The following is a 26,395-nucleotide window of genomic DNA, read 5'->3' as shown; positions in this document are numbered from 1 at the left end:
CTCGAGATCAGACTAGGGCGCGGGATGGACCACGTCCGCCCTGATCTCGTGTCACGATTCGGTGGTGCTTCCGTACGCCGCCTACCTACGGATTTATGAACCGGTGACCGCCTTCCCGGAACCTGCGCGAACCCTGTGGACGGTCTACGCCGACTCCAGGCGCCGCCCGCGGCGGATCCACGCGCTCGGCGTGGAACACCGCGAGGCCGCGCTCAGGCTGACCGGCACGCCGCCCGAGGTCGTCCCGGAGCGTGAGAGCCGGGACGCCTACATCCGCCGCCTCGACGACATGGTCTACGTGTGCCCGTGGGGGACGCGGCTGCGCTCGTGGCTGGCCTTCGAGCGGTTCAGGAACGAGCACGCCGCCGGTGTCGCGGCGGCGTTCGTCCCGCCGCCGGTGGCGGAGCGCGTGATGGGCGACTTCGAGCGGTGGAAGCACGCGGGCCGTCCGCTGCGGCCGCACATCCTGACGAGCACCTGGCACATCCCGCTGGACTGGTTCGTGCCGTTCGCGCGCGGCGAGCGGTGCCTGATGCTGGGCACGCCGGGGACGGGCTACCGCAAGTCCGACGACGCGCCCGAGGAGATCGCGGGCCACGGCCCGGCGACGGCCGCGCCCGCGCGCACCCTCAGCTACGTCACCTCGATGGGCGAGGCGCGCCGCCGGGTGGCGGCGGCGCTCCCGGTGGTGCGCGCGAACCTCGGCGACGGGACGGACGAGGTCTACCTCCTGTCGGCCGGACGGCTGGAGACGCTCGGCCGGTGGCTGGGCGAGTTCCACGCGCGCGCCCTGGTGGAGCTCGACTACGGCGGGCTCGTCCACCTGCTGGACGACCGGGCCCTGCGCGCGGACGAGTCGGTCGCCGAGATGACCGTGGCGCTGACCGGGATGGAGCGCGGCGAGGCCGAACTGACCGTGGCGATGTACAAGCGCCTCCTGGCCCGCTGGCGGCCCGTCCGGGCGCTCGAGGCGGCGAACTAAAACAAATTTCCCGAATCCGCGCGCGATACGACTATACGTATCGCTAGAATCACGCAGCGTGACCCAGTTGCGCATCGCTCAGGTGCGGCACCCCGCGGCCGCGGGGATGTTTGCACGCAACTACCGCCAGGAACTTGCTTGTTGCGCTGAGTGGTGGCAAGGTTACACGTTGTGATGTCATAGTGGCTCTTTCGGGCCATAGGGGACATCAGTGACCACGCGAGGATCAATCGCAGGATCGCTGTCATCGGTCCACGGAGGAGAGGCCGCAAACATGTCAGCACGTACGCCAGAGGCCGAGCCCCTGCTGACGCCGGCGGAGGTGGCGACGATGTTCCGCGTCGACCCCAAGACCGTCACGCGGTGGGCGAAGGCGGGGAAGCTCACGTCCATCCGGACGCTCGGAGGGCACCGTCGCTACCGCGAGGCGGAGGTGCGGGCGCTGCTCGCCGGCATCCCGCAGCAGCGCTCGGAGTAACGCGCACGGCAACGCAAGGGGGGACGGCCGGGAGGCCGCTGGACGACCTCGCGCGCGAGGGCCGGTCCGGAGGTCTCCTGGCGAACGGCCGGGACCACGGTCATCCGAGAACCGTGGGTCCCGAGCCGATCACGGTTCGGCCGGTATCCCGCCCGCCCACCGGCGGGCGGGATCTGGCCTGCACGTAATTTCGGACACCCAACACTCAATCGTCCACAATCGGACACCAGCCCCGGCGGCCCCAGCGGTTACTTGCTCAACTCCTCCTGGGAGAGGCGGTCGAACAGGGCGCCGGTGCCCGGGTCGTGCCGTCCGGCCGTCTGCATGATGACCACCAGCTGGTCGACGAGCAGGCGCTCCAGGTCGGCGCGCGCCACGTCCCGGTTCTCCAGCCAGTCCAGCCCGGCGGTCTCCACGACCGCCATCCAGCAACGCAGCGTGATGCGCAGGATCGGCGGCGGGACCTCGATGTCCAGCGAGTGCAGGATCCGGTCCAGCAGCAGCCGCCGGATGCCGTCGACGATCTCGCCCGCCTCGCCCGACCGGTCGGCCGGGCCGCCGCGCAGCAGGGCCGTGTAGCCCGCCGCGTGCGTCTCCACGAAGTCGAAGTACCGCTGCAGCGAGATGCGCAGGCGCTCCATCGGCTTGCCCTCGGTGGGCGGTTCGAGCAGCACGGACAGCTTCTTCGCCGCGCTGCCGAGCGCCGCGATGTACAACTCGTACTTGCCGCCGAAGTAGTGGTAGACGAGGGCGCGGGAGGCGCCAGCCGCGGCCGCGACGTCGTCGATCGAGATGTCCTCGGGTGAGCGCGTGCTGAACAGCTGCAGCGCCGCATCGATCAGCTCGTCCCGCCGTTCGTCCACGCTGAGCCGGCGACGGCCCCGTCCGCCGCTCTGCCGGCTCCGCGCCTTGCCGCCGGCCATCGCACGATCTCCCACCTGGGCAGCGTATCCGAGCCGGGCGTGCGGCAGTCCCCGCCGACCATGGCCGGGGCGGGCTTTTCACCGGGTCGTGATCGGCCGCGGACACGGTTGTGATCCGGAACACCACAGGCCTGAACCACCATTGGCGTATGCCCGTTACTCCCTGTTGCGACGATATGAGGGGAAGGCGCGGCATCATGGCATCTCCTCCCGAGCGGAGGACGGCGCGCCGGTCCGCGAACGGCGCGTCGTCGCGGCAGGTCCTGCAGGTCCCCCCGGACGGAGTGCCATGTCAGCTGATGAACCGATTCCCCCGCACGACAGGCGGGGAGAGGACGCGGTGCCCCGCCCGCGCAGCGGATCCTCTCCCGCCGCGTCCGAGGAGGGGAGGGCGGTGCCGGCGCCGAAACCGACGATCCGCAACGTCGCCGAGCGCGCCGGCGTCTCCAAGTCGCTCGTCTCGCTGGTGATGCGGGGGTCGCCGCACGTGAGCGAGCGCCGGCGGCAGGCCGTCCTGCAGGCCGCCCGCGAGCTCGGCTACCGGCCGAACGCCGTCGCGCGCAGCCTCGTCGAGGGCCGCACCCGGCTGATCGGCGCGATCGTCGCCGACCTGCACAACCCGTTCTTCGCCGAGTTCCTCGACGGGCTGCAGGAGAGCCTGCACGGCGAGGGACTGCGGATGCTGGTCGGCAGCGGCCGCTGGGACCCGCTGTTCGAGGCCGAGGCGGTCGAGGCGTTCCTGGAGATGCGGGTGGACGGCCTGGTGCTGCTCAGCGTCGTCCCCGAGTCGCTCAAGGAGGCGGCGGCCAGCGTCCCCGTGGTGGTCGTCGGCGAGCGCGACGTGCACGGCGTCGACATCGTGGTGGACGACGACGAACTCGGCGCCAGCCTGGCCGTGGACCACCTCGTCGAGCACGGGCACCGCCGCATCGCGCACATCGAGGGAGCGCGCTCCACCACCGCGCGCTACCGCCGCGCCGGCTACGAGAAGGCGATGCACCGGCACGGGCTCGCCGCCGAGATCGTCGTCGAGCCCGGCGACTTCACCGAGGACGGCGGCTACCGCGCCGCGTGCGCCCTGCTGCGCCGCGCCGACCGTCCCACCGCGATCTTCGCTCCCAACGACCTGGTCGCGACCGGCGCCCTCTCGGCCGCCGACGAGCTCGGCATGCGGGTGCCCGCCGACCTGTCGATCGTCGGGTACGACAACACCCATCTCGCCGCGATCCGGCACATCTCGCTGACCAGTGTGGACCAGCCACGCCGCGACATGGGACGGGTGGCCGCCGAGCTGCTGACCGCGCGCATCGGCGACCCGTCCCGGCACGCCCGGCAGAACCTGGTCGTCCCGCACCTGGTGGTGCGCTCGACCACGGGGCCCGCTCCCGCCCCGTGACCCGCCGCCCTCGGTGACCGGCGGCCTCCGGTGACCGGAAGGCGCGTCCCCCCGCCTAGAGAAGCTCCCGCACGAACGCGTAGCCCCGGCCGGTGAGGCCGCGCCCGTGGCCGGTTATGGCCGGGGTAGGGCGGCGGTCGATCGTTCCAGGAACCGGTGTTCGCCGGGTAAGGGGCTGGCCAAGCCTGCCGCATTAACCCGCCGCCGGCCCGCCGCCGGCGGGTTAATGGGACCCACCGTCCGTCGGGTGGAGCCGGGCGGCCTCGGGAGAGGCCGCCCGGACGAGCCCCGTTGGACCCAGAGAGACTCCACCGGGGGGATGAGCCCGTGCGTGATCCGGAACTGGTGTCGTGCGCGCAGCGCGCGGCGAGCGAATTGGAGCGGGCGTGGTCGGAGTGGCGGCACGCCCGCGGCCTGGCCGAGCAGGTGTCGGAGTCCGTCGCCAGCTACGTGGCCCATTCGATCGACCACCCGTGGGGGCGGCCCCGCGTCGTCCTCGGCCTGGACGCCGAGGAGGCGCGCGCCCTGGCCGCGCTGCTCGGCAAGGAGGACCCGCTCCGCTGATCCGCCGGACTCCCGATTTCCCGGACTCCGTTTGACGAAGCTCCGCGGCCGTGCAGACTGTCAGGGTCCCGGTAACGAAGTCATCACGGAGGAATCGGCCTGTGCGCATCCATCGAGGCGGCCCGGCGGTCGTCGGTCTCGCGCTGTGCCTCGGCGCCCTCGCCGCGTGCGACGACTCCTCCGGCGCGGTCGCGGGTGAGGCCGCGAACCCGCCGACGGCCTCGGCCTCGGAGCGCGCCCGGACTCCGTCGTCCGCGAAGGGGGACAGGTCCTCGCTGGACGGCAAGGTCGTCGTCCTCGACCCGGGGCACAACGGCGGGAACGCCGACCACCCGTCCGAGATCAGCAAGCAGGTCAAGATCGGCAACGGCAGCAAGGAGTGCGACACCACCGGCACCGAGACGAAGGCCGGTTATGCCGAGCACGCCTTCACCTGGGACGTCTCGAACCGGCTCGCGAAGCTGCTGCGCGCCAAGGGCGCCAAGGTCGCGCTGACCCGCCAGGACGACAAGGGCGTCGGCCCCTGCATCACCGAGCGCGCGGCCGTCGGCAACCGGCTCAAGGCCGACGCCGCCGTCTCCATCCATGCCGACGGCGCCGCCGCCTCCGGCCACGGCTTCCACATCATCGAGCCGGTCTCCATCGGCCGGAACGCCGAGATGGTGTCCGGCTCGGCGAGGCTCGGCAAGGCCCTGCGCGACGCCTACCACGAGGGCACCGGGCTCCCGTACTCCAACTACCTGGGCAAGAACGCCATCGACCGCCGCGACGACCTGGGCGGCCTCAACATGTCGGCGGTTCCCAAGGTCTTCATCGAGTGCGGCAACATGCAGAACCAGTCCGACGCGGCGAAACTGTCCAGCGCCGCGTTCCGCCAGCGCATCGCCGAGTCCCTGGCGAAGGGCTTCGAAACCTACCTGGGTTGACCCCCCGTCCCCGGCCGGCCGTCTGCGGGAGGATGGGCGGGTGAGTGGGCTTTCTCGGGTGCGTGAGGTGCTGTTCGGGGCCGGTTACACGGTCGGCGGGGTGCGGGAGCTTCTCGGGGACGTCGCGGGCGGGGCGCTCGCGCGGGACGAGATCGTGCCGGCGATGCGCGCCACGCGGGGCGGGTCGCCGGTCGAGGTGCTGACCCGGTTGTTCTGGTTGCAGGTGCCCGTGCCGGTGGGCGCGGTGCCGGCGTCCGCGATCGAGCCGGACGCACTGGTCGCGTCCGGGCTCGCCGAGGTGTCCGGTGGGGAGTTGCGGGCGCTGCTGCGGGTCGAGCCGGTCGAGGGCGTCGCCGGGGAGGGGCACGTCGGGTATGTCGTGTCCGACCTGAAGCACCGGCCGGGCGCGGGCGTCCCGGCCGACGATCATGTGCTGGGGGCGGGCGGGGCGTCCGGGAACCTGGCGCGCCTGGTTGTCCACAGGGCTGTGGACAACGTGCTCGATCTCGGGACGGGGTGCGGCGTCCAGGCGGTGCATCTGGCCGCCCGGAATCCGTCGGCGCGCGTCACGGCGACGGACGTCAATCCGCGGGCGCTGGAGCTGGCGGCGATGAGCTTCGAGCTGTCGGGCGTGGCGGGCGCCGAGCTTCTCCAGGGGCCCCTGCTGGAACCCGTCCGGGGGCGGCGGTTCGACCTGATCGTGTCGAATCCGCCGTTCGTGGTGGCGCCGGGCGGGCGGCGGTTCACCTACCGGGAGTCCGGGATGGCGGGGGACGACTTCTGCCGGTCGCTCGTCCGGGAGGCGCCGGCGTACCTGAACGACGGCGGATATTGCCAGCTCCTGGCCAATTGGCTCCACATCGACGGGGTTCCGTGGGAGGAGCGCGTCGGCGCCTGGGTGGACGGGTGCGACGCCTGGATCGTCCAGCGGGACGTCCAGGATCCGGCCGAGTACGCCGAACTGTGGCTGCGGGACTCCTGCGAGGCCGGGACGCCCGGGTACCGGTCCCGGTACGAGGAGTGGCTCGACTTCTTCGAGCGGCAGGGCGTCACCGGCATCGGATTCGGGTGGATCACGTTGCGGCGGAGCGAGCGTCCGGCGGTCCGGGTGGAGGAGTTGCGGCACGCCGTCGAGGAGCCCGTCGGCGCTTACGTCGATGACGTGCTGGACGGGTTCCGCAAGGGCGCGGAGTTTTCCACAGGGTGTGGACAAGTGCTGGCGGCGGCGGACGGGCTCGTCCAGGAACAGGTGGGCCCGCCCGGCGCCGAGGACCCGGAGCGCATCGTGCTCCGGCAGACGGGGCGGCTGCGCCGCGCGGCCGGGGTCGGGACGGTCGAGGCCGGCCTCGCCGGGGTGTGCGACGGCACGCTGCCGCCGGAGCCCCTGCTCGACGCCATCGCGCAGCTCACCGGCATGGAACCGGGGCAGGTCCGCGCGCACGCCGACGTCGTCCTGCCGGAGCTGATCGCGGACGGCTTCTTCAGCTAGGCCGACGAGGAGCGCGGGCCCGAGGACGCTCGGCCGCGGCGGGCCTCGTCGAGGGTGCGGAAGGCGCTCGCGCGCAGGCGGCGGGAGAGGCCGCGGTTGACGCGGTGCGCCCAGAGCGGGCCGCCGTAGATCATGCCGGTGTAGCCCTGGACGAGGGTCGCGCCCGCGCGGACGCGTTCCCACACGTCGTCGGCCGACTCGACGCCGCCGACGGAGATGAGCGCGAGCCGTCCGCCGGTGCGGGCGCGGAGCCGGCGCAGGACGTCCAGCGACCGCTCCTTCAGCGGCGCCCCGGACAGCCCGCCGGTCTCCTTGACCAGGGCGGGCGGGCTGAGCAGGGCGTCCCGGGCGATGGTGGTGTTGGTCGCGATGACGCCGTCCAGGCCGAGGTCGAGGGCGAGGTCGGCGACCGCGTCGATGTCGTCGTCCGCCAGGTCCGGCGCGATCTTGACGAGCAGCGGGACGCGCCGGTCCGTCACCCGGTCGGCGGCCTCGCGGACGGCGGTCAGCAGCGGGCGGAGATGCTCGACGGCCTGGAGGTTCCGCAGGCCGGGCGTGTTGGGCGAGCTGACGTTGACGACGAGGTAGTCGGCGTGCGGGGCGAGCCGCTCGGCGCTCGCCACGTAGTCGGCGGCGGCGGACGCCTCCGGGACGACCTTCGTCTTGCCGATGTTGACGCCGACGATCGTGCCGGGGCGGCGCTCGCGCAGCCGCCGCGCGGCGGCCTCGGAGCCCTCGTTGTTGAAGCCCATCCGGTTGATGACCGCCCGGTCGGGTGGAAGCCGGAACAGCCGGGGGCGCGGGTTGCCGGGCTGCGGGCGCCCGGTCACCGTCCCGATCTCGACGTGGCCGAACCCGAACGCGGCGAGCGCCTCGTAGGCGACGGCGTCCTTGTCGAACCCGGCGGCGAGGCCGAGCGGGCTGGGGAAGTCCAGCCCGAGCGCGTGCACGGCGAGCGCCGGGTCGCGGGGCGCGAGCAGGCGGCGCAGCAGCGGGGCCGCCCCGGGCACGGCCTGGATCGCGCGCAGGGCCCGCAGGGTCAGGTGATGGGCGGTCTCCGCCGGGACGCGCGCGATGACCAGTGAGAACAGGAGTCGATACATCACCGCGAGTATCTCAGGCCGCCCCGGCGAAAACCCGTTGAGGGCACCGGGAAGCCGCGCCTAGCCTGGCCGCATGCTCATCAACGGCGACGCCACCGCATGGTGGCCCACTCCGCAGCGCGTGTACCGCGACCGTCCCGCCGGCGGGTCCGGCCGGGACGCGATTCGCGTCTGAGCAGCACGCTCCCGCGCGGTCGGACCTGGGTGCAAGCGAGCACGACCACACCCAGCCGAACGGGAGAAGCACATGTCCAAGGGCCGTGGCCGAAACCGGATGCTCGGGGTCGGCGGCCAGCGCCGGAACCTGTCGCGCGGCGAGTTGCGCGGCGGGCGGGCGCAGGCGTCCGGCGGCGGAACCGATCCGGTCGCCGCGAAGAAGGAGCTCCTGAGGAAGATGCGCGAGCGTGCCGAGCGGCGCGCCGCCGATAACGAGGAATAGAACCGAGAGCCGCGCCGGCCCCTACATGGAGGCCGGCGCGGTTCACTTTCCGCGGAACGTGCGGCGGAGCGTGAGGCGGACGTCGCGCGCCGCCTCGCGCATCGTCCGCCGGACGGAGCGGAGCGGGTCGCGCACCGTGACCCGCCACGTCCCGCGGATGCCGTGCCCCACCGGGCGCAGGACGTTCGCCCTCACCCAGCGCGCCGGCAGGACGACCAGCACCCGGACCGGCGCGACGACGAGCGTCCGCCACAGCCACCGCAGGACCCGGGCGGCGAGCCGCCACGTCCCGGCGGCCCCGGCGACGACCGGCGCCAGGGCGTACCGCCACACGGCTCGCGCGGGCACGACGATCAGTACGCGTCCCAGCCGGGCCAGGCAGCGCCCGGCCAGCCGCCATGACCAGGCGACCGCCGCCGCGAACGCGCGCCAGCCGGACGCGAGCACGGCGCCGATCGCGCCGAGGACGGTGAGCGTGCCGCGCCCCAGCCAGGTGACGCCGGCCCACACGACACGGGCGAGCCAGGCGATCCCGAGCAGCGGCGGACGCAGCACGTACCGCCACAGCAGCACGGCGGGCAGGACCACGAGGAGCCCGAGCAGCCACCCGAGGCCGCGTCCGAGCAGCGCGGCGAACCGGCCGATCGGGGCGATCAGGACGCGGTGGAGCCACCGGGCCAGCCGCCCGGTCCCGCGTCCGAACCAGCGCAGGAAGCCGAGGATCACGACGACGGCGAGCCAGCGCAGCGGCCGCACGAGGACGACGTCGAGCAGCGCGCCGATACCGTGCCCGACGGCGGCCAGCAGCCGTCCGATCGGGGCGAGCACCCACCGGTACAGCGCCAGCCAGGCGCCGCGCAGCATCCGCCCGAGGAACCGGGCGAACCGCCCCGGCGCGCGCATGAGAGCGTTCCATCCCGCCCGGACGCCCCTGGCGGTCAGCACGGCCAGGTCCCAGCAGAGCCGGAGCGGCACGACGACGACCAGCGCGACGATCCGGGCCGGGACGACGATCCACGCGGGCCCGGGACGCGCCGGGGGCCGTCCCTTGGTGAGGTCGACCGAGTCGTTGCCGGTGGTCACGTTCGCCTTCCCTGTCCCGGTACGGCGGTATCCGCCGCATGCATCCGACTCGGCGGGCGGGCATCCGGTTCCGGGGGGTTGAACCCGTTCCGCGGCCTTCACCGTACTGCTCGTCGATCCGGGAGAGCGGTGCGGCAGCTCGTCCTCGATCGACGTAGGGGACCCGGACGGAGCCGGGGCCCTGACGACCTGGAGGACAACCACATGAAATTCCCACGCTGGGTGATCCCCGCCGCGGCCGCCCTCGCCGCCTCGGGACTGGTGCTGAGCGCCTGCGGTCAGGAGCGGGCCGGGGGGAAGCAGAACACCGCCGCGGGCACGCAGGCGCAGGCCGCACCGCCCGCCGCCGCGCCCGCCGTGCCCGCCGCCCCGCCGACCGCGCTGGAGGTCGCCAGCGTCACCAAGCTCGGCAAGGTCGTCACCGACGGCGAGGGCCGGACGCTGTACCGGTTCGACAACGACACCGCCCGTCCGCCCGCGTCCACCTGCGCGGACGCGTGCGCGAAGGCGTGGCCGCCGGCGCTGGCCGGCACGGGTGACACCAAGGTCCAGGGCGTCCAGCAGTCGCTCGTCGGCAAGGTGAAGCGCCCGGACGGAACGTGGCAGGTCACGCTCGACGGCTGGCCGCTGTACCGGTTCGCCAAGGACCAGAGCCCCGGCGACGTGAAGGGGCAGGGCGTCGGCGGCACCTGGTTCGCCGCGGCCCCCACGGGCAAGAAGGCCGCCCCGGTCAAGACCGACAACCGCTGGAAGGGCTGGACGGTCATCAAGGCGAAGAACGACCCGAAGCTCGGCCTCATCCTGACCGACGGCAACGGCCGGACCCTCTACCGCTTCGACAAGGACACCAACAAGCCGCCGACCACCAACTGCTTCGGCTCCTGCAAGAAGGCATGGCCCCCGGCCACCTTCAAGGGGTGGAAGAAACTGAAGCTCGAAGGCGTCAGCAGAAAGGTCGTCAACTTCATCGAGCGCAAGGACGACGGCAAGTGCCAGCTCACCATCAACGGCTGGCCCATGTACTACTACGAGAAGGACCTGCAGCCCGGCGACACGAACGGCCAGGGCGTCGGCGGGGTCTGGTGGGCGACCACCCCCACCGGCAAGAAGGCGGCCGCCACCGGCACCGGTACCGGTGACGACGGCGGCTCGGGCGGCGGCTACTAGCCCGCCCGCGAAGACGAAGGCGCGGAGGGCTCGCGGGTCGGTCGGGGTCCGCGATCCCTCCGCGCCTTCTTCGCGTCCGGGAATAAGAATGTAGCGGATCGGGAAGATCGCCCATATGTGCCGTTCTGCCATGTTGCAGAAAGCCAGAAGACAGGCGGAGAGAAAGCGGCCGACAGGCGTTTCGCCTCTACTTGAACGCGCCTGCTACAGTCTGCTTCGTTGCGATACGGCGGATCGCTGACCGCCACCTGGCATTCTGCTTTCCACGGCCATTTCGACGGCTTCAGTAATGCTTTCCCGGGTGCCATCATGAAGGCAACCCCGGTCAGGCCGGGAAGCCCGTCCAGGGCCGTGCGCGAGATGAGGGCATCATGACGGTCGTGCCGACATCCGTCCCAGAGCCGCAGGCGGCGGAGCGTCCGGTGGACGTCCGGCTGACGTTCCGGCTGCTGCTCGCCGTCGACATCCAGGGCTACAGCCTTCGCACACCGCGGATGCAGGTGACCGCCCAACTCGATCTGCTGGACGCAATGGAGCGGGCGGCGGCGGCCGCCGGACTCGACTGCGGCGCCTGGTCGCAGCAGGTCGCGGGGGACGGTGTCCTGGCGGTGCTGCCGGACGACGCCGACATCGTCACCGTCGTCGGCGTCTTCGCGCCCGCGCTCGAACGCGCGCTCGCGCCCCTGGAGCGGGGCGGCCCGCCCGGACGACGCGTGCGGGTGCGGCTCGCGCTCCACCACGGCGCGCTGATCATCGGATGGCCGGCGGTGCTGGGACCGGCCGGGCACGCGCCGGTCATCGTCAGCCGCCTGCTCGACGCCCGCCCGGTGCGCTGCTACCTGGACGGGCATCCCGAGCGGAACGTGGCGCTCATCGTCTCCGAACTGATCTTCCACGATGTCGTGGCCAGCGGGCTCTGCGCGCTCCCGCCGACGCTCTTCCGGCAGGTCAGGGCGGTCATCAAGGGAGTTCCGTACGCGGGCTGGCTGCATGACCCCTGCCACGCCTGAGGGACCGGACGGCTCGTCCCCTGCTGTTGATCTGACCGGGTGTGGCCGTGTTCCTGACAGGACGAGTTGATCGTTTCTGGCACGATCAACGCCATGTATGAGCGTTTCGCCCACGAGTATGCAGTCCACGCCGAGGACAGCGCCTACAACGCCCTCTACGACCGGCCCGCCGTGCTCGGCCTCGCCGGCGACGTGGCGGGGGCGTCCGTCTTCGACGCCGCTTGCGGGCCTGGCCTGTACGCCGCCGAACTGCTGGACCGGGGGGCGCGCGTGGCCGGTTGCGACGTGAGCCCTACTTTCGTCGAGATGGCCCTGGCGCGTACGGACGGACATGCCGACCTACGCGTCCACGACCTGTCCCAGCCGCTGACCTGGGTTCCGGACGGTTCGTGCGATCTCGTCGTCCTCGCCTTGGCCCTGCACTACATCGACGACCGTGTCGCGCTGCTGTCGGAGTTCCGCCGCATCCTGGACCCCGGCGGCGCCGTCGTCCTGTCCACCGAGCACCCGACGATGAGCTGGATGCGGCTGGGCGGCTCCTACTTCACCCAAGAGCCCGTCGAGGAGTCGCTGAGCCCCGACCGGGACTGGCCCATCCGGGCCTGGCGCCGCTCCCTGACGTCGATCTGCGCCGAATTCCGCGCGGCCGGCTTCGTCATCGAGGAGCTGCTGGAGCCGCGTCCCGTCCCCGAGATGGCCGACCGCTACCCCGAGGACCACGCCAAGCTGGAGGCGCTCCCGGCGTTCATCGCCTTCCGGCTGATCCCCGCCCCGCCGCGCCCCTAGCCGACCTCGTCGTCGCGGAGGTTGTACGGGCGGCAGCCGTGGTGGCCGCCGTCCGGGGCCGGCCCCTCGCGGGTGACCACCGCACCCGCACGTACGGCCTGTCCAGCGGCAGCCAGTACAAGGCGTACCGGCCGAAGAACCTCACCTGAGCGACCCCCCCCGCGGAACGCCCGGCCGGGCTCCCCCGGCCGGGCGTTTCAGGTCAGGGGCCCTCCACGATCCGCCAGCGCCCCACGTCGCGGTGGTCGGAGTCGTAGACGGCCGACTCGTCGCCGGCCGTCAGCGCGTAATGCCGGACGTTCCCCGCCCAGTACCGCAGAATCCGCCCCAGCTCCTTCTCGGCGTCCGCGGCCACGGCGCCTTCACTCATGTCGACCTCAAGCACGAACTTCACGCTCTCACCTCCACCTTGAATCCTGTCATTGAATTCGCAGTAGATGGTTTGCGCACAGCACTCACTGATCAGGCGATTTACAATGCCGTCAACCCTCAAATGCATGGACGCCAGGTGGCCTGGGCGGGCGTACGGAAATCGCGTCGCGGGCACATGGCGGCGCGGTTTATCGTCCGCCGCATGACGGACGAACAATCGGCGGCCGAGCCGCCGCCAACGCTGACCGGCACGCGCGAACTCCTGCTCGGCTACCTCGACTACTACCGCGCCGCCCTGCTGCGGAAGCTCGACGGAATGCCGGACGGCGACCTGCGCACCAGCCGGCTCCCCTCGGGGTGGACGCCGCTGGCCCTTCTCAAGCACCTGGCGTACGTCGAGCGGCGCTGGTTCCGCTGGGGTTTCGCCGCCGAGCAGGTGGACGACGTCTGGGGCGAACAGGCGCCGGCCACGCAGCGCTGGCACGTCCTTCCAGACGAGTCGGCCGACGAGATCAGGCGGCTCTTCCTGGACGAGTGCGAACGATCGCGCACGATCGTCGTCGACGCCGACCTGCGGGATCAGGCGGGTGCCGGCGGCGGGTTCGGTGCGTCCGAGCAGCGTCCGGCGCTGATCTGGATCCTGTTCCACGTGTTGCAGGAGTACGCCCGCCACGTCGGGCAACTCGACATCGTCCGGGAGCTGTCCGACGGCGCGACTGGCGAGTAGGCCCTGTGGGCCGGGTCAGATGAGCGTCTTCACCAGGAGTTCGAATTCCAGGTCGTCGCGCTTGGGGAGACCGAAGCGCTCGTCGCCGTAGGGGAACGGGCTCGTCTCCCCGGTCCGGACGTATCCGCGCCGGACGTACCAGGCGATCATGTCCTCGCGGACGGTGATCACCGTCAGGTGCATCTCCTTCGCGCCCCACTCCTCGTGCGCCAGCCGCTCGGCCTCCGCGAGGACCATGCTGCCGAGGCCGCCGCGCTGGTGGACGGGATCGACCGCGAACATGCCGAAATAGGCGTGCCCGTCCCGGTTCTCCAGCTGGCAGCAGGCGATCGGGCCGTCGTCGTCCTCGGCGACGAGCACCGTGCGCCGGTCGCCGCTCATGGCGTCCGCGACCATGTCCGCGTCGGTGCGCCGGCCGTCGAGGATGTCGGCTTCGGTGGTCCATCCGGCGCGGCTGGAGTCGCCGCGGTAGGACGACTCGACGAGCGTGACGAGCGCGGGGACGTCGGCCGGCGTCGCGGCGCGGAAGCGGGGGTTGACCAGGCTCACGAACGGGACTCTAACCCCAGGTCGCCGGTGCCCCGGACGGCGGCCGGGTTGCGGAGGGCAATCCTGGACGTCTAATATCCAGGATCATGCGGATGAGCGAGGGGGTCGAGTGGGCGATCCACAGCTGCCTCAACCTGACCTGGCTGGAGCCGGGTGAGGCGGTGCCGGCGGCCAGGATGGCGGCGTTCTACGAGCTGCCCCCGGCCTACCTGAACAAGCAGCTCCAGGCGCTCGCCCGCGCCGGGATCCTCACCTCCACCCCCGGGCCGCGCGGTGGGTTCCGGCTCGCGCGCCGTCCCGAGGACATCTCGCTGATGGACGTGGTGGCGGCGATCGAGGGGCCGGACGAGGCATTCCGCTGCGAGGAGATCCTGCGGCAGGGGCCCGGCGAGCACGAGGGGGTCGACTACCGCAGGCGGTGCGTCGTCTCCCAGGCCATGCGGCGGGCGGAGATGGCGTGGCGCGCGGAGCTGGCCGGGCAGACCCTCGCCGACATCCGCGCCACGGTGGAGCGCCGCAATCCGTCCGCGCCCGGCGAGACCCGCGCCTGGTTCGCGAACCTGCGGACCTGATCACCGCCGGCCCGGACGGGCGTCCGGCCATCGACCAATTCTGGATATTGAACATCCAGTTTTCTGGAAGGGAAGCACCATGCAGGCACGAATGAGCGTCATGAAGCCGGCCGCCGCCGGATACAAGGCGATGCTCGCGCTGGAGTCGTACATCAACGGCAGCGGCGTCCCCCAGAGCACCCTGGAGCTGGTCAGGCTCCGTGTCAGCCAGATCAACGGGTGCGCGTTCTGCGTCAGCATGCACGCCGCCGACGCGAAGAAGGCCGGCGAGACCGACGAGCGGCTCTGGTCGGTGGCGGCCTGGCGCGAGGCGCCCTACTACACCGACGAGGAGCGGGCGGCGCTCGCGCTGGCCGAGGCCGCCACCCGCCTCGCCGACAACCCGGCCGGGGTCCCGGACGACGTCTGGAACGACGCCGCCGACCACTACGACGAGGAGTCCCTCGCCGCGCTCGTCATGGTGATCGCGGCGATCAACGCGTGGAACAGGATCAACGTGACCGTGCGCAACCCCGCCGCCTGACCCGCTACGCGTCCCCGTCCGCCTGGTCGACGCGGCAGTCCGCGCCGATCGGGCGGGTGATCGACCAGTAGCGGGTGAAGTGGCATTTCGACATCTTCCAGCGGCCGTCCTCGACGACGTACTCGTCTTCGTACTCGCCGGTGGCGACGGTCTCGGTGCCTTCGAGCAGGTTGACCTGGCGGAACTTCAGCGTCCAGCGGCCGGACGCGCTCGTCTCGCCGTGGATGGCGATGTCCGGGTGCGTCGCGTGGTGCATGTCGAGGATGACGTTCCTGCCGTCGACCTTCTGAAGGGCGATCCGTTCGAAGACCTGGGCGATGCCGTCCGCGTCGGCGAACGTGCCGAGCCGGCCGTAGTCGATCGAGGCGCCGGAGGCGATGAAGCAAGCCCGGAACTCCTTCGGGTCCTTGGCGTCGCAGGCCCGCAGGTAGCGGTGCTTGAGGGCCTTGATGTCCTCGATGGCCTCCAGGCGGGCGATGCGCTCCGCGAGGTGCTCCGCGTTGTCGGGACTCGGCATGGTCACCGACTCTCGTCCGGTGGCGGACGGCGCGTCCAGCGGTGTCCCGGTGAACGGGAGGGGAGCGGAGCGCGGCGGGCGGGACGCCGAGGATCGTCGGTATGAGCCTTGGCGAGGAGAACGTCCGGCACCGGATGCTCGACGTCGGCGGCATCGCGCTGCACGCGGCGGAGCAGGGGGAGGGGGCGCCGGTCGTCCTGTGCCACGGGTTCCCGGGGCTCTGGTACAGCTGGCGGCATCAGCTCCCGGTGCTGGCGGAGGCCGGCTACCGGGCCGTCGCGGTCGACATGCGCGGGTACGGACGCAGTGGCCGTCCCGCGTCGCCGGCGGACTACGGCCGTAGGCACACGGTGGCCGACATGGTGGGCCTCCTGGACGGGCTCGGCATCGAGGAGGCCGTCTTCGTCGGGCACGACTTCGGAGCCGCGCTCGTCTGGGACCTGCCCCAGTGGGCCCCCGGACGAGTCAAGGCGCTGATGCAGTTGAGCGTGCCGCGCATGCCGGTTTCGGCGCGTCCGCCCACCGAGCTTTATGCGCGCATGGCGGAGCAGCACTTCGTCCATGTGCACTACTTCCAGGAGGAGGGGCCCGCAGACGAAGAGTTGGGGGCGGCGCCGGAGCGCTTCCTGGCGAACGTGTTCTGGGCGCTCAGCGGCGGATACCGGTACCTCGACATCTGGCAGCACCCCAGTGAGGGCAACGGATACCTCGATGTCCTGCCGGAGGCGCCGCCCCTGCCCTGGCCGTGGCTGTCGCAGGACGAGTTCGCCCACTACGTCGACGAGTTCAGCCGGACGGGCTTCACCGGTGGACTCAATTGGTACCGGGCCTACGACCACGTCTGGAGAGAGAAGCAGAGCCGTCCGGACGAGCCCGTCACCGTTCCCACGATGTTCCTCGTGGGCGAGCGCGACCCCGTCCTGCAGATGATGGGGTCTGGTGCCCTGAAGCAGATGGAAAGCCTCGTGCCGGGCCTACAGGACGTCCACATCGTCGAAGGCGCGGGCCATTTCGTCCAGATGGAGGCCGCCGACGAGGTCAACGAGGCCATGCTCGCCTTCCTTGCCGGGCTTACCTGGGCGTAAGCACGGGTCGGCGGGGTAGCAAGAGCACCATGGCCGGCGCGCCCGAAGCGCCGGGATCTGAGCATCATCCGGACACGGGGGGCCGAGATGAACCAGCAGCAGACCGGCCAGGACGTCGAAGCGGACATGAAGCGGCGCATCCACCGTGTGGGGACGGGGGCGAGCAATGCCCCCGGCCACCTCGACACGGACGCGGGCCCGAGCACCGCCGACGCCGAGAAGGACATCGAGGGACGCATCCGCCGCCGCGGGACGGGCGCCAGCGACCATCCGGGAAAGGACGACTGACCACCGGCCCCGGGTGCCACTGGGCCTTGGCGGCTCAGCCGCCAGGTGGTGCCAGCAGGATCTCCAGCGTGCGTTCCGACAGGTCAGGGCTGCCCTCGCCGGGCATCAGGTAGCCGCCCACCCACGCGCGCAGCATCAGCAGCGCCCGCAGCTCCGCGTCCGCGCCGCCGAACCCGAGCCCCTCCAGGCACGCGGCGATGTGCCCGAGGAGCGCCTGGTCGGCGTGCCGCACCGCCTTCTCGGCCGCGGGCTCGTGCTGCGCCCACAGCCGCATCGCCCGGTCGACCGGCCCGATCTCGCGGCCGAGCGCCTGGATGCGGCGCAGCCGTTCGCGCGGGTCCGCGGTGCTGCCGAGGGCGAGGGTCAGCATCTCGTCCGTCCGCTCGTGCGCCCACCGGTCGAGCAGCGCGCGCATCAGCTCGGGACGGTCCGTGAAATGCCAGTAGAAGCTGCCCTTGGTGACGCCCAGCCGGGCCGCGAGCGCGTTGATCGTCACGCCGCGCTCGCCGGCCCTGGCCAGTTCCTGGTAGGCGGCCTCGATCCAGTCCCGCCTGGACGTTCTCGTGCGGGGCGCCATCGTCCTCCCGTCAATGCCGTGCGGTGCTCAGACCAGCGTCACCGGACCGGGGTCGATCCCCAGCTCGATCTTGCCGTAGAGCGCGAACGCCGCGTCCGGGTCGAACACCACATGCCCGGAGATGGTGTTCACATCCCGCTGCGCCCGCTGGAACGGGGAGTCGCTGAACTGCGCGCTCGCGCCCGCCGCGGAGCACAGCTCGTTCACGACCCGGCGGGACGTCCCGGCGACGTGCGCGGCCACCAGCCGGGCCCGCGCGCGCTGCGCCATCGTCAGGGTCCCGCCCGCGGCGACGGTCCCGGTCACCTCGCGCAGCGCGTCGTCCAGCAGGAGACGGGCGGCGGTCAGGTCCGCGGACGCGGTGGCGAGCCTGATCTGGCCGCTCATGAGGTCGCGCTGCCGTTCCCCGCTGTAGCTCATCACCCGCTTCCTGGTCCGTTCGGTGAACCGGGCCAGCACCCCCTCGGCCACCCCGAGCACGGGGGCGGCGCCGGTCAGCGCGAAGACGGGCACGAGCGGCGTGCGGTAGAGCGCCCCGGGATGGACGTGCGATCCGGGCGAGCGTCCCTCGGTCAGCTCCAGCAGCGGCACCGAGCGGTGCGCGGGGACGAAGACGCCCGGCACCTCGATGTCGTTGCTGCCCGTGCCGCGCATCCCGCTCGTGTGCCAGACGTCGTGGACGGTCACGTCCGCGCGGGGCAGCAGGAACAGCCTCGGCTCGATCGAGTCGTCCACGGTGACCAGCGCCATGACCATCACGTGGTCGGCGTGCATGACGCCGCTGCCCCACGACCAGCGTCCGGTGACGGTGTGGCCGCCGTCCACGGGCTGGGCGGTGCCGCTGGGCGAGAGCGTGCACGGGATCAGCGCGTACGACCGGTCGGCCCACACCTCGGCCTGGGCCTGCTCCGGGAACAGCCCGACCATCCAGTTGTGGAGGGTGTAGATGACCGACAGCCAGCCGGTCGAGGCGCAGGCCGCGCCCGCCGCCCGGCAGGCCGCCGCCATCGCCTCGAACTCCAGCTCGGCGCCGCCGAACCGCTTCGGCACGAGCATGTCGAGCAGCCCGGCCGCGGCCAGGTCAGCGATCGTCTCGTCGGGCAGCCGCCGCTCCGCCTCGGCCGCCTGGGCGCGCTCCGCCAGCTTGGGCGCGAGCTCTCGCACGCGCTCCACGATCTCGTTTCCGTACTCCATAGTACGGAGACCATACCCTTAAGTATGGTCGACGGCCAGGCCCCGCCCTGTCGGAGGCCCGAAGTAGCGTGGACGTCATGACCTTGGCTCCAGTGGAAGACCTCGCCGCCGTGCTGGCGGTGGCCGGTGACCTGGTCGAGGGCGTCCGCCCCGGCCAGTGGGACGACCCGACGCCCTGCCCGGAGTGGAACGTCCGCCACCTGGTCGGGCACCTGGTCGGCGGCGACCGCCTGTTCACGACGCTGCTGCGCGGCGAGGAGCCGCCGCCGCCGAGCGCCCGCGACCCGAGGAGCACCGACGTGCTGGGCGACGACCCGGCGGCCGCCCAGCGGACCGCGGCCCGCGAGTTGATCGAGGAGCTGTCCCGGCCGGGCGCCCTGGAGAAGATCATCCAGATCCCGGTCGGCCCGGTGCCCGGCGCCGCGGCCGCGCACATGCGCTCCGTCGAGGCCATCGTCCACGGCTGGGACCTGGCCCAGGCCACCGGGCAGGCCGTCCGCTTCCCGGACGACGTCGTCGAGCGCGTCCTGGAGTTCACCCGGGCGAAGCTCGCCGACGTCCCGGCGGGCCGGTCCCCGTTCGGCCCGCCGCGGCCGGCGCCGGCCGACGCCCCGCCCGTGACCCGGCTCGCCGCCCTGCTGGGCCGTCCGGTCCGGGGATGACCGGTCAGGCGGCGGGTTCGAAGATCTCGACGAGGTTGCCGGCCGGGTCGGTGAGCAGGATCTGGCGCCCGCCGGGGCCGGAGACCACCTCGCCGAGGAAATCGACCCCGGCGGCGCGCAGCCGGTCCATCTCGCCGTCGAGATCGTCGACGGCGAGATGGATGCGGTTGCGCCCGGCGGAGGCGGACTCGGGCGTGGCGCGGGCGCCGGAGCTGCCCGGCCCGGACAGGAGCAGCCGCAGCGGCCCGCGCACCACGTCCGCGAAGGCGGGCGCCGGGTTGGTGCGCAGCGTGAAGCCGAGGTGGGCGGTGTAGAACTCGATGGCGGCCCGGACGTCGTCGACGATGTAGCGGACGCTTGCGAACTGGTCGGATTCAGTCATTCTCGGACCTCTCGTGGTTGGCGAGCCGGGGCAGCAGGTAGCGGACGCGGGTGTCGATCTCGTCCGCCGCGCGGACGAAGGCGTCGCCGTCCGTTGCGGCCGGGTCGGGGATGCTCCAGTGGACGCGTCGCGGCCGGTCGCGGAAGTCGGGGCAGACCTCGCGGACCTTGTCGCACAACGTGATCACGTAGTCGAACCGGCGGTCGGCCACGGCGTCCAGATGCCGGGGCCGGCCGGTGAGATCGATGCCGTAGCGCTCGCGCAGCACCTGGACGGCCTCCGGGTGCAGTTGCCGCCGGGGATGGCTGCCGGCGCTGGCCACCTCGACGCGCCCGCCGCCGTGATGCCGCAGCAGGGCCTCGGCGATCGGTGAACGGGCGCTGTTGCCGGTGCAGGTGAACAGCACGGCGGACGGACGGGCCGTCCCGATCGCGGGCGCGACCGGGCCGAGCCGCAGCGCGGGGTGCAGGGCGGCGCCGGTCGCGGCCAGCTCCTGCGCGCAGCGCTCCAGATCGAGGTGGTAGTAGGTCTGCCGGGCGTCGAAACTGCTGCGCCGCGCGGTGACGAGCGCGCCGTCGCGCAGCTGCCGCAGATGGTAGGAGACCAGGTTCTGCGGTTCGCCCACCAGCTCCACCAGCTCGCGGACCTGGTAGTCGCCGGCGGACAGCTCGCTCAGCAGCCGCCACCGCAGCGGATGCGCGGCCAGCCGCACGAAGCTCGGAGCACCGTGATCAGAAGAGCCCACGGCACTCAGTATACATCAAGACGGTTTGATGCACTTTGGACGAGGTGCGGCATCGCGCCGCCCGGCACCGTGTCGAGCAGTCCCCTGACGAAGAGCGGCCGGAAGTGGCCTGATCTGGTCAGCCGAAGATCCACAAGTCGCCGCCCGCTATGATCATCCAGCTTTGCCGCACAAATTCGAAAGGACAGGATGAATATCGACTTCGGCGCGGATGCCGCATTCTCATGGTACGTAGTGTTTCTACTGGTCTCGGGTGTCGCCATGCTTCTCATGGCGGCCATCGGCGGCGGTCAGAGCATCGGTGAAAGGCTGCTCAACCTCGCCTTCGGAGTGGGGTTCCTCGGCTACGCCGTGTACCTGGGGTTCATCTTCGACGGCGGCGAGTACTTCATGTTCTTCTACGCCTTCATTCTGCCGGTGCTCATGCTCTTCAGGTTCTTCAGCGCAGTGTTCGGCAAGCGCCAGAGCGCCTGATCTGAGAGGCCGCGAATCGGCCGCGGGACGGTAGGCCGGTTCCGCGGCCGAGGCCTCTTCCAGTGGCTCGGCTGCACCAAGGCGACTATCCGTGTATCGTCGACTCCATCATGTAGTTACCGAAGAGTGACGGACGGGAGTGCCGGTGGAGGATCTCCGCTTAATGGTCGCCGTCAGAGAAGGTGATTGGGCCGCATTCTACGGACCATTTGGTGCCCGTCTCACGCACCGCATGGAGGATATGGCGACCTTTTCATCCGGCCGGACGGCTCCGGCGGACATGACGGCCCGGTGGCGTGAACTGGACCGGGCCGGGTTCGGCAAGACGGTGGAGGTCACGGTCTCTCCGCAGTCGCCGATCGCCGAACTGACCTCCCTGGCCCTCGAGACCGCTCGCGAGCACGACCTCGCCCGACCCGCCGAAGATCCCGGTCCCGAGTCCGGCGACTACGCCCGGCACTGCTTCAGAAGCGGAGAGATCATCCGTGTGTGGCTTCACGACACGGATGGCGAGAACTACCCCGAGCACACAACGGTGGAGCAGGCTGGGCTGTGCGATGGCGACACCGTCGTCCTGTGCATCGAACACACGCCGACCGCCGCCTACTCCATGGGGCCCGCGCCTGATCCGCAGGCATTGTTCCGCAGTCTGCAACTGGGCTCGCGCTCACCATCGCCCCGGTCACTGCCCCGGCTGTGGGGAATCCTCCTCTACACCGACGCGGATGCCGAACTGGCCACTTACGTCCGCACGCACTTCGATGAGTTGAATGCCCTGTCGGGCCCGATATTCAGGTTGTTCGTCCTTGAACGTCCGGCGAACTGGCCGGCGACGAAGCGCTACTGGCGCGACAACCTCGAACCCGAGCTGTACCGGGTCTTCAACACCCTGCGCTGGCTCAAATGGAAGCCCTACGAGCGCCACCTCGCCTACGACATCGCACGCACCCTCGGCATCGATCCGGAGCGGCTGCCGTGCCTCGTCCTGCTGCGGGCCGACGCGATGGAGAACCGGATCGTGTTCCCCATCGAAAAGGTCTCTGCGAAATACCTGCGCAAGCTGTTCGGCGAGATCCTGCGAGCGCTCGACGCCCCGCCCGACCCGTACCGCCTCTCCAGCGCGCTCTACCCGAGGGAAAGCGACCTTCCCTTGACCGCCGACGGCAACTCGACGGGCATCGACCAGGTGGCGTTCGAGCGCGTCGCCCGCGCGGAAGAGCGCATCCAGCGGTCACTCGCTAAGCCGATCTTCCGCAGGCGCGAGAACACCTACATCCTCAACGGCTGCACGGCCATCGTCGAGAGCGGCGCCACCATGGTTGAGAACTTCAATTTCCACGGCCAGACCACGTTCATCAATCGTCCGGTCGACACGGTCATCCACGATTTCCAGAACACCCATTCGGCGTTGGCCGGGCAGGAGCATCTGGCCGAGCTGCTGCGTCTCGTCCTGTCCAGTGCCGATCTGCCCGACGAGGACAAGGAGGAGGCGGCCAACGTCATCCAGGGCGTGGCCGTCGACCTGGACCGGGCCGAACCCGACGAGGCGGCCGCGAAGACGAAACTGGAGATGCTCCGCACGGGCCTCACCCAGGCCGCTGACATAGCCGGCCCGGCCTCCGCGATCGTGGCGTCCATCCTCGGCGTCCTGGGCACCTGACGACCATCAGACGATCCGCCGCCGAGATGCGGATCGGGGCTTGGCCGTCCCTCGCCGGGCACTGGGTTGGCGGGCGTGGAGTTCGAGTTCGACGGGCGGCGGATCCCCCTTGCCGCGAGGAGGCCGGCGTCCGATGAGTTCCGGAATCTGGTGGACGGTGTTCCGATCCCGGCCGGGATGCAATACGTTCCCGCCGATACGTCCGGCACCCTCAACTGCTCCACCCAGGCGTTGGCCGGTCCGGTCGGCTGCGTCCACCTCCCCGCACCTTCGATGATCTTCATGGCGGTTCGTTGACCTGCGGCGTGTCGTTGTTATAGAAGCCGCCATAACAACAACATGCCGCAGGTCAACGGAGGAGGAGGCGCCGAGCGGCGTCCTGAGGAGGGCGACGGCGAGATGAGCAGCCCCGCCTCCCGACGGGGACGGCGAGACCGTAGCCGGCGCACTTTGGTCCGCCGGCTCTTGGTCAGGGGGCGGGGAGGACGCGGCCCGTGACTTCGCCGAAGCCCAGGCGAGTGTTGGACGGGCCCGGGGCGGTCGCGGTGATGGTCACCTCGTCGCCGTCCTCTAGGAAGGTGCGGGGTTCGCCACCCACTGCGATGGGTTCCTTGCCGCCCCAGGTCAGTTCTATGAAGGCGCCTCGCTGGTCCTTGGCGGGGCCGGAGACCGTGCCGGACGCGTACAGGTCGCCGGTGCGGGACGAGGCGCCGTTCACCGTCATGTGCGCGAGCATCTGGGCCGGGGACCAGTACATCTCGCGGTAGGGCGGGCGGGAGACGACGTGGCCGTTCCACCGGATTTCCAGGGTCAGGTCCAGGCCCCACGGGTTCTTCTCGTGGAGGTAGGGGAGCGGTTCCGGGTCTTGGGGCGGGGTGGCTACGCGGGCGGCTTCCAAGGCGAGGAGGGGGACGACCCAATGGGAGATGGACGTCGCGAAGCTCTTCCCTAGGAACGGCCCGAGGGGGACGTACTCCCATGCCTGGATGTCGCGGGCCGACCAGTCGTTGACCAGGACGACGCCGAAGACCCGTTCCGAGAAGTCTTCTGTGGAGACGGGTGTCCCGAGGGGTGAGCCTGTGCCCACTACAAAGCCGACTTCCGCCTCGATGTCCAGGCGGCGGCTCTCGCCGAAGGTGGGGGCCTCTTCGCCCTTGCGCTGGCCGGACGGGCGGACGATGTCCGTTCCGGACGGGATGACCGTGCCGGCGCGGCCGTGGTAGCCGACCGGGAGGTGTTTCCAGTTCGGCATCAACGGTTCGGAGCCGGGACGGAACAGGCGGCCCAGGTTCGACGCGTGGTGTTCGGACGCGTAGAAGTCGACGTAATCGGCCACCTCGAACGGCATGTGCAGGGTGACGGCGTCGAGCGGGTGGACGGCCTCGTCCGGGATTTCGTCCGAGACCAGGTCGAGGATCTGTTCGCGGACCTCCACCCAGCGTGCGTGGCCCTGTGCCATGAAGGGGTTCAGGGACGGGGCGGCGAACACGTCGTCGCCGAGGCCCAGGGCCAGGTCCACGACGGAGTCGGCCACGCGGACGCCCACGCGGGGTTCCTGACCGGGGAGGGAGAAAACGCCGTACGGGAGGTTGGCGAGCCCGAACAGGGAGCCTTCGGGGATCGCGATGCGGGTCATCGGGTGGTCTCCTGGAGCGCGGACGCGAGCAGGCCGAGGTCCGCGAGTTCGTTCAGGGGGTCGGTGATGCTGCACGTCCCGAAGGACAGGAAGCGGCCGCGGGCGGCGATCGCGCGGGCCTCGCCGAGGGCGCGCACGCGGGTCGCGACGGACGGGGCGTCGCGGTCGGCGAGGATCGCGGCCAGGTCCGCGGCGGTCCGGCCGCGCAGGGCCGCGTCGGTCGCGAGCAGCAGGTTCAGGAAGCCGTGCTGGTGGAAGCCGGTCTCCGGGTCGGTGTTGCGGACGGGATGGTGCAGCCCCGCCGTCGCCTTGAACGGCAGCCGGGCGTTCACGACCGAGACGATCGCGGCGGCCAGTTCGTCCGGGCTCGGGTACAGATGGGCCTTCACGCCGCCGGTGCGGAACTTCGCGCGGTGCCGGCGGGCGGCGACCGCGGCGATCATCGCGGCGCGGCGGTCGTCGCGCGGGATCTCGACGTAGACGGGCACGTCGGTGCCGCCGAGGAGGCGGAAGAACTCGTCCGGCCGCATGCCGGGCGGGACGGCGACCTCCAGGCCGCGCACGCGGACGGGCATGTCGGCGGCCGTGGCCAGGGCCTTCGCGGCCTGGCACGGGCCGCCCGGCGCGGTGATCGACAGGTCGAGCGGCGCGCCGTCGCGCAGCAGCGGGTACGCGTCCTCCAGCGCCGTCGCCGGCAGGACGAGGGTGCCGACGAGGCCGGCGTACGGGGCCGCGCGGTGCGCGCGGTGGGTCGGGACGGCCTCGGCGAGCGGCGCGAGGCCGGGCGGGAAGACGGCGGCGTCGTCGCACAGGCCGAGGGCGAACGCGGGGATCATCGCTCGCCGCCCGCCCACGTCCAGGCGTAGCCGGGGTCTTCGCAGGCCAGGCCGCCTTCGCCGAGTTCAAGGGGGTGGAAGGTGTCGACCATGACGGCGAGCTCGTCGAAGAACTCGACGCCGATGCTGCGCTCGTAGGCGCCGGGCTGCGGCCCGTGCGCCAGGCCGCCCGGGTGGACGGAGACGGACCCCTGCCCGATGCCGGAGCCCTTGCGCGCCTCGTAGTCGCCGCCGCAGTAGAACATGATCTCGTCGGAGTCGACGTTGGAGTGGTAGTAGGGCACCGGGATGGACAGCGGGTGGTAGTCCACCTTGCGCGGCACGAAGTTGCAGACGACGAAGTTGTGGCCCTCGAACACCTGGTGGACGGGCGGCGGCTGGTGGACGCGGCCCGTGATCGGCTCGAAGTCGTGGACGCTGAACGTGAACGGGTACAGGCAGCCGTCCCAGCCGACGACGTCGAACGGGTGCCGCGCGTAGGTCATGCGGGTACCGACGATGCCGCGCGAGGTGCGGTGCTTGACCAGGACCTCGACGTCGGTGGCGGCGGAGAGGAGCGGCTCGGACGGGCCGTGCAGGTCGCGTTCGCAGTACGGGGCGTTCTCCAGGAACTGGCCGTAGCGGGAGAGGTAGCGCTTGGGCGGCGCGATGTGGCCGGTCGCCTCGATGGCGTAGGCGCGCAGCGGCTGGTCGCCGGTCGGCAGCCAGCGGTGCGTGGTGGACGTCGGGATGACGACGTAGTCGCCCTGCTCGGCGTCCAAGGAACCGAAGATCGTCTCGACGGTGGCGGTGCCCGACTCGATGTAGACGATCTCGTCGCCGGTCGCGTTGCGGTACAGGGGCGAGTCGGCCGCCGACACGACGTAGGAGAGGCGCACGTCGTTGTTGGCGAGGATGACCCGGCGCCCGGTGACGGCGTCGGTGTCGGCCCAGATCTCCTTGGGGAACAGCTCGTGCAGCTTCAGGTGGCGCGGCTTGAGCGGATGGTTGGGGGTGGTCGCCATGTCCGGGACGTCCCAGGGCCGGGAGTCGACGATCGCCGACGGGATCTCCCGGTGGTACAGCAGGGACGAGTCGGACGAGAACCCCTCCTCGCCCATCAGTTCCTCGAAGTGGAGCCGCTCCTCGCCGTCCCCGTGGCCGACGTGACGGTGCTGGGTATGGCGTTTCGGCGGCACGTGGCCGACCCGGCGGTAGTGGGCCATGTCCCTCGCCTCCGATGATGGTTAATGCATGAACTACTTTGCCCC

Annotated in this window: 32 protein-coding genes; 19 read left to right on the top strand and 13 right to left on the bottom strand. The window is 71.4% G+C overall.

The features are described from left to right. Positions 1-61: 61 nt before the first annotated feature. Both SM611_RS26425 and bldC read left to right on the top strand, forming a co-directional pair. Positions 62-982 (top strand): DUF8083 family protein, encoded by a 921-nt coding sequence (locus tag SM611_RS26425; protein ID WP_504230285.1) that lies wholly within the window; start codon positions 62-64, stop codon positions 980-982. Between the two features lie 274 nt (positions 983-1,256). Then, on the top strand, positions 1,257-1,460 hold the full coding sequence (bldC, locus tag SM611_RS26420; protein ID WP_012850682.1) for a developmental transcriptional regulator BldC: 204 nt from the start codon (positions 1,257-1,259) through the stop codon (positions 1,458-1,460). Positions 1,461-1,708: 248 nt separating this feature from the next. Here the strand turns inward: bldC and SM611_RS26415 are convergent, their stop codons facing one another. Beyond that, positions 1,709-2,398: a TetR/AcrR family transcriptional regulator gene (locus SM611_RS26415; RefSeq protein WP_371952701.1), complete on the bottom strand. Its 690-nt coding sequence runs from the start codon at positions 2,396-2,398 to the stop codon at positions 1,709-1,711. Between the two features lie 379 nt (positions 2,399-2,777). Here SM611_RS26415 and SM611_RS26410 point away from each other — a divergent pair, with 379 nt between their 5' ends. The 4 genes from SM611_RS26410 to SM611_RS26395 all read left to right on the top strand — a co-directional run bounded on the left by SM611_RS26410 (position 2,778) and on the right by SM611_RS26395 (position 6,758). Further along, positions 2,778-3,779, top strand: coding sequence for a LacI family DNA-binding transcriptional regulator (locus tag SM611_RS26410; RefSeq protein WP_371952699.1), 1,002 nt, complete (start codon positions 2,778-2,780; stop codon positions 3,777-3,779). A 327-nt stretch (positions 3,780-4,106) separates the two neighbouring features. Further along, positions 4,107-4,343 carry a hypothetical protein gene (locus SM611_RS26405; RefSeq protein ID WP_371952697.1) on the top strand — a complete coding sequence of 79 codons (237 nt, stop codon included), beginning with the start codon at positions 4,107-4,109 and terminating at the stop codon, positions 4,341-4,343. 101 nt (positions 4,344-4,444) lie between these two features. Further along, positions 4,445-5,269 (top strand): N-acetylmuramoyl-L-alanine amidase, encoded by an 825-nt coding sequence (locus tag SM611_RS26400; protein ID WP_371952695.1) that lies wholly within the window; start codon positions 4,445-4,447, stop codon positions 5,267-5,269. A 40-nt stretch (positions 5,270-5,309) separates the two neighbouring features. After that, on the top strand, positions 5,310-6,758 hold the full coding sequence (locus tag SM611_RS26395) for a DUF7059 domain-containing protein (RefSeq protein ID WP_371952694.1): 1,449 nt from the start codon (positions 5,310-5,312) through the stop codon (positions 6,756-6,758). On the opposite strand, the gene SM611_RS26390 is transcribed toward SM611_RS26395, so the two are convergent. After that, positions 6,755-7,861 (bottom strand): quinone-dependent dihydroorotate dehydrogenase, encoded by a 1,107-nt coding sequence (locus SM611_RS26390; RefSeq protein WP_371952693.1) that lies wholly within the window; start codon positions 7,859-7,861, stop codon positions 6,755-6,757. The two genes, SM611_RS26395 and SM611_RS26390, sit on opposite strands and share 4 nt — an antisense overlap. 247 nt (positions 7,862-8,108) lie before the next feature. Between SM611_RS26390 and SM611_RS26385 the strand changes: the two genes are divergently transcribed. Further along, the gene (locus SM611_RS26385; protein WP_371952692.1) at positions 8,109-8,300 is read left to right on the top strand and encodes a DUF6243 family protein; all 192 of its coding nucleotides are present in this window, start codon (positions 8,109-8,111) and stop codon (positions 8,298-8,300) included. 42 nt (positions 8,301-8,342) lie between these two features. Here the strand turns inward: SM611_RS26385 and SM611_RS26380 are convergent, their stop codons facing one another. Then, entirely contained in the window at positions 8,343-9,383 is a 1,041-nt protein-coding gene (locus tag SM611_RS26380; RefSeq protein ID WP_371952690.1) for a hypothetical protein, read from the bottom strand. 204 nt (positions 9,384-9,587) lie between these two features. On the opposite strand from SM611_RS26380, the gene SM611_RS26375 reads away from it, so the two are divergent. The 3 genes from SM611_RS26375 to SM611_RS26365 all read left to right on the top strand — a co-directional run bounded on the left by SM611_RS26375 (position 9,588) and on the right by SM611_RS26365 (position 12,346). Continuing rightward, positions 9,588-10,550, top strand: a complete 963-nt coding sequence (locus SM611_RS26375; RefSeq protein ID WP_371952688.1) for a hypothetical protein — start codon at positions 9,588-9,590, stop codon at positions 10,548-10,550. Positions 10,551-10,930: 380 nt separating this feature from the next. Further along, positions 10,931-11,560: a nucleotidyl cyclase domain-containing protein gene (locus SM611_RS26370; protein WP_371952686.1), complete on the top strand. Its 630-nt coding sequence runs from the start codon at positions 10,931-10,933 to the stop codon at positions 11,558-11,560. A gap of 93 nt (positions 11,561-11,653) precedes the next feature. Beyond that, the gene (locus SM611_RS26365; RefSeq protein ID WP_371952684.1) at positions 11,654-12,346 is read left to right on the top strand and encodes a class I SAM-dependent methyltransferase; all 693 of its coding nucleotides are present in this window, start codon (positions 11,654-11,656) and stop codon (positions 12,344-12,346) included. 202 nt (positions 12,347-12,548) lie between these two features. Here SM611_RS26365 and SM611_RS26360 read toward each other — a convergent pair whose 3' ends face one another. Continuing rightward, the gene (locus SM611_RS26360; RefSeq protein WP_371952682.1) at positions 12,549-12,740 is read right to left on the bottom strand and encodes a hypothetical protein; all 192 of its coding nucleotides are present in this window, start codon (positions 12,738-12,740) and stop codon (positions 12,549-12,551) included. Positions 12,741-12,920: 180 nt separating this feature from the next. Here SM611_RS26360 and SM611_RS26355 point away from each other — a divergent pair, with 180 nt between their 5' ends. Beyond that, positions 12,921-13,445, top strand: coding sequence for a DinB family protein (locus SM611_RS26355; protein ID WP_371952680.1), 525 nt, complete (start codon positions 12,921-12,923; stop codon positions 13,443-13,445). A 15-nt stretch (positions 13,446-13,460) separates the two neighbouring features. Here the strand turns inward: SM611_RS26355 and SM611_RS26350 are convergent, their stop codons facing one another. Beyond that, positions 13,461-13,988 (bottom strand): GNAT family N-acetyltransferase, encoded by a 528-nt coding sequence (locus tag SM611_RS26350; RefSeq protein WP_371952729.1) that lies wholly within the window; start codon positions 13,986-13,988, stop codon positions 13,461-13,463. Positions 13,989-14,086: 98 nt separating this feature from the next. Between SM611_RS26350 and SM611_RS26345 the strand changes: the two genes are divergently transcribed. Both SM611_RS26345 and SM611_RS26340 read left to right on the top strand, forming a co-directional pair. After that, positions 14,087-14,566, top strand: a complete 480-nt coding sequence (locus SM611_RS26345; RefSeq protein ID WP_371952679.1) for an RrF2 family transcriptional regulator — start codon at positions 14,087-14,089, stop codon at positions 14,564-14,566. A gap of 79 nt (positions 14,567-14,645) precedes the next feature. Continuing rightward, positions 14,646-15,089: a carboxymuconolactone decarboxylase family protein gene (locus tag SM611_RS26340; protein ID WP_371952677.1), complete on the top strand. Its 444-nt coding sequence runs from the start codon at positions 14,646-14,648 to the stop codon at positions 15,087-15,089. 4 nt (positions 15,090-15,093) lie between these two features. Here the strand turns inward: SM611_RS26340 and SM611_RS26335 are convergent, their stop codons facing one another. Continuing rightward, entirely contained in the window at positions 15,094-15,606 is a 513-nt protein-coding gene (locus SM611_RS26335; RefSeq protein WP_371952675.1) for a nuclear transport factor 2 family protein, read from the bottom strand. A gap of 101 nt (positions 15,607-15,707) precedes the next feature. On the opposite strand from SM611_RS26335, the gene SM611_RS26330 reads away from it, so the two are divergent. After that, the gene (locus tag SM611_RS26330; RefSeq protein WP_371952673.1) at positions 15,708-16,691 is read left to right on the top strand and encodes an alpha/beta fold hydrolase; all 984 of its coding nucleotides are present in this window, start codon (positions 15,708-15,710) and stop codon (positions 16,689-16,691) included. Positions 16,692-16,778: 87 nt separating this feature from the next. Beyond that, a complete protein-coding gene (locus SM611_RS26325; RefSeq protein ID WP_371952672.1) occupies positions 16,779-16,979 on the top strand; it encodes a hypothetical protein in 201 nt (66 codons plus the stop codon). Between the two features lie 34 nt (positions 16,980-17,013). On the opposite strand, the gene SM611_RS26320 is transcribed toward SM611_RS26325, so the two are convergent. Next, on the bottom strand, positions 17,014-17,556 hold the full coding sequence (locus SM611_RS26320; protein WP_371952670.1) for a TetR/AcrR family transcriptional regulator: 543 nt from the start codon (positions 17,554-17,556) through the stop codon (positions 17,014-17,016). Positions 17,557-17,583: 27 nt separating this feature from the next. Beyond that, positions 17,584-18,750, bottom strand: coding sequence for an acyl-CoA dehydrogenase family protein (locus SM611_RS26315; RefSeq protein WP_371952668.1), 1,167 nt, complete (start codon positions 18,748-18,750; stop codon positions 17,584-17,586). Positions 18,751-18,827: 77 nt separating this feature from the next. Between SM611_RS26315 and SM611_RS26310 the strand changes: the two genes are divergently transcribed. Further along, positions 18,828-19,412, top strand: coding sequence for a TIGR03086 family metal-binding protein (locus tag SM611_RS26310; protein ID WP_371952666.1), 585 nt, complete (start codon positions 18,828-18,830; stop codon positions 19,410-19,412). A 4-nt stretch (positions 19,413-19,416) separates the two neighbouring features. On the opposite strand, the gene SM611_RS26305 is transcribed toward SM611_RS26310, so the two are convergent. Both SM611_RS26305 and SM611_RS26300 read right to left on the bottom strand, forming a co-directional pair. Continuing rightward, the gene (locus SM611_RS26305) at positions 19,417-19,794 is read right to left on the bottom strand and encodes a VOC family protein (RefSeq protein ID WP_371952664.1); all 378 of its coding nucleotides are present in this window, start codon (positions 19,792-19,794) and stop codon (positions 19,417-19,419) included. Then, positions 19,787-20,539, bottom strand: coding sequence for an arsenate reductase/protein-tyrosine-phosphatase family protein (locus SM611_RS26300; RefSeq protein WP_371952662.1), 753 nt, complete (start codon positions 20,537-20,539; stop codon positions 19,787-19,789). Before SM611_RS26300 ends, SM611_RS26305 begins: the two co-directional genes overlap by 8 nt. A gap of 189 nt (positions 20,540-20,728) precedes the next feature. Between SM611_RS26300 and SM611_RS26295 the strand changes: the two genes are divergently transcribed. The 3 genes from SM611_RS26295 (at position 20,729) to SM611_RS26285 (ending at position 22,970) form a co-directional block, all read left to right on the top strand. Further along, on the top strand, positions 20,729-21,013 hold the full coding sequence (locus SM611_RS26295) for a hypothetical protein (protein WP_371952660.1): 285 nt from the start codon (positions 20,729-20,731) through the stop codon (positions 21,011-21,013). Between the two features lie 232 nt (positions 21,014-21,245). Then, positions 21,246-22,673 carry a hypothetical protein gene (locus SM611_RS26290; RefSeq protein WP_371952659.1) on the top strand — a complete coding sequence of 476 codons (1,428 nt, stop codon included), beginning with the start codon at positions 21,246-21,248 and terminating at the stop codon, positions 22,671-22,673. 75 nt (positions 22,674-22,748) lie between these two features. Next, the gene (locus tag SM611_RS26285) at positions 22,749-22,970 is read left to right on the top strand and encodes a hypothetical protein (protein ID WP_371952657.1); all 222 of its coding nucleotides are present in this window, start codon (positions 22,749-22,751) and stop codon (positions 22,968-22,970) included. A gap of 172 nt (positions 22,971-23,142) precedes the next feature. Here the strand turns inward: SM611_RS26285 and fahA are convergent, their stop codons facing one another. Genes fahA through SM611_RS26270 form a run of 3 tightly spaced genes read right to left on the bottom strand, consistent with a single transcriptional unit; the run spans position 23,143 to position 26,350 of the window. Next, the gene (fahA, locus tag SM611_RS26280; protein ID WP_371952656.1) at positions 23,143-24,309 is read right to left on the bottom strand and encodes a fumarylacetoacetase; all 1,167 of its coding nucleotides are present in this window, start codon (positions 24,307-24,309) and stop codon (positions 23,143-23,145) included. Further along, positions 24,306-25,145 carry a hypothetical protein gene (locus tag SM611_RS26275; protein ID WP_371952654.1) on the bottom strand — a complete coding sequence of 280 codons (840 nt, stop codon included), beginning with the start codon at positions 25,143-25,145 and terminating at the stop codon, positions 24,306-24,308. The genes fahA and SM611_RS26275 overlap by 4 nt, the downstream gene beginning before the upstream one ends. Beyond that, complete coding sequence (locus SM611_RS26270) at positions 25,142-26,350, bottom strand: homogentisate 1,2-dioxygenase (protein WP_371952652.1); 1,209 nt, start codon at positions 26,348-26,350, stop codon at positions 25,142-25,144. The genes SM611_RS26275 and SM611_RS26270 overlap by 4 nt, the downstream gene beginning before the upstream one ends. Positions 26,351-26,395 lie beyond the last annotated feature (45 nt).

Origin of the sequence: Actinomadura monticuli (assembly GCF_041463655.1) — a bacterium.
GTDB classification, from domain to species: Bacteria; Actinomycetota; Actinomycetes; order Streptosporangiales; family Streptosporangiaceae; genus Spirillospora; species Spirillospora monticuli.
Note: the sequence above shows the minus strand (reverse complement) of the source record. Positions and strands in the feature narration are given on the sequence as shown.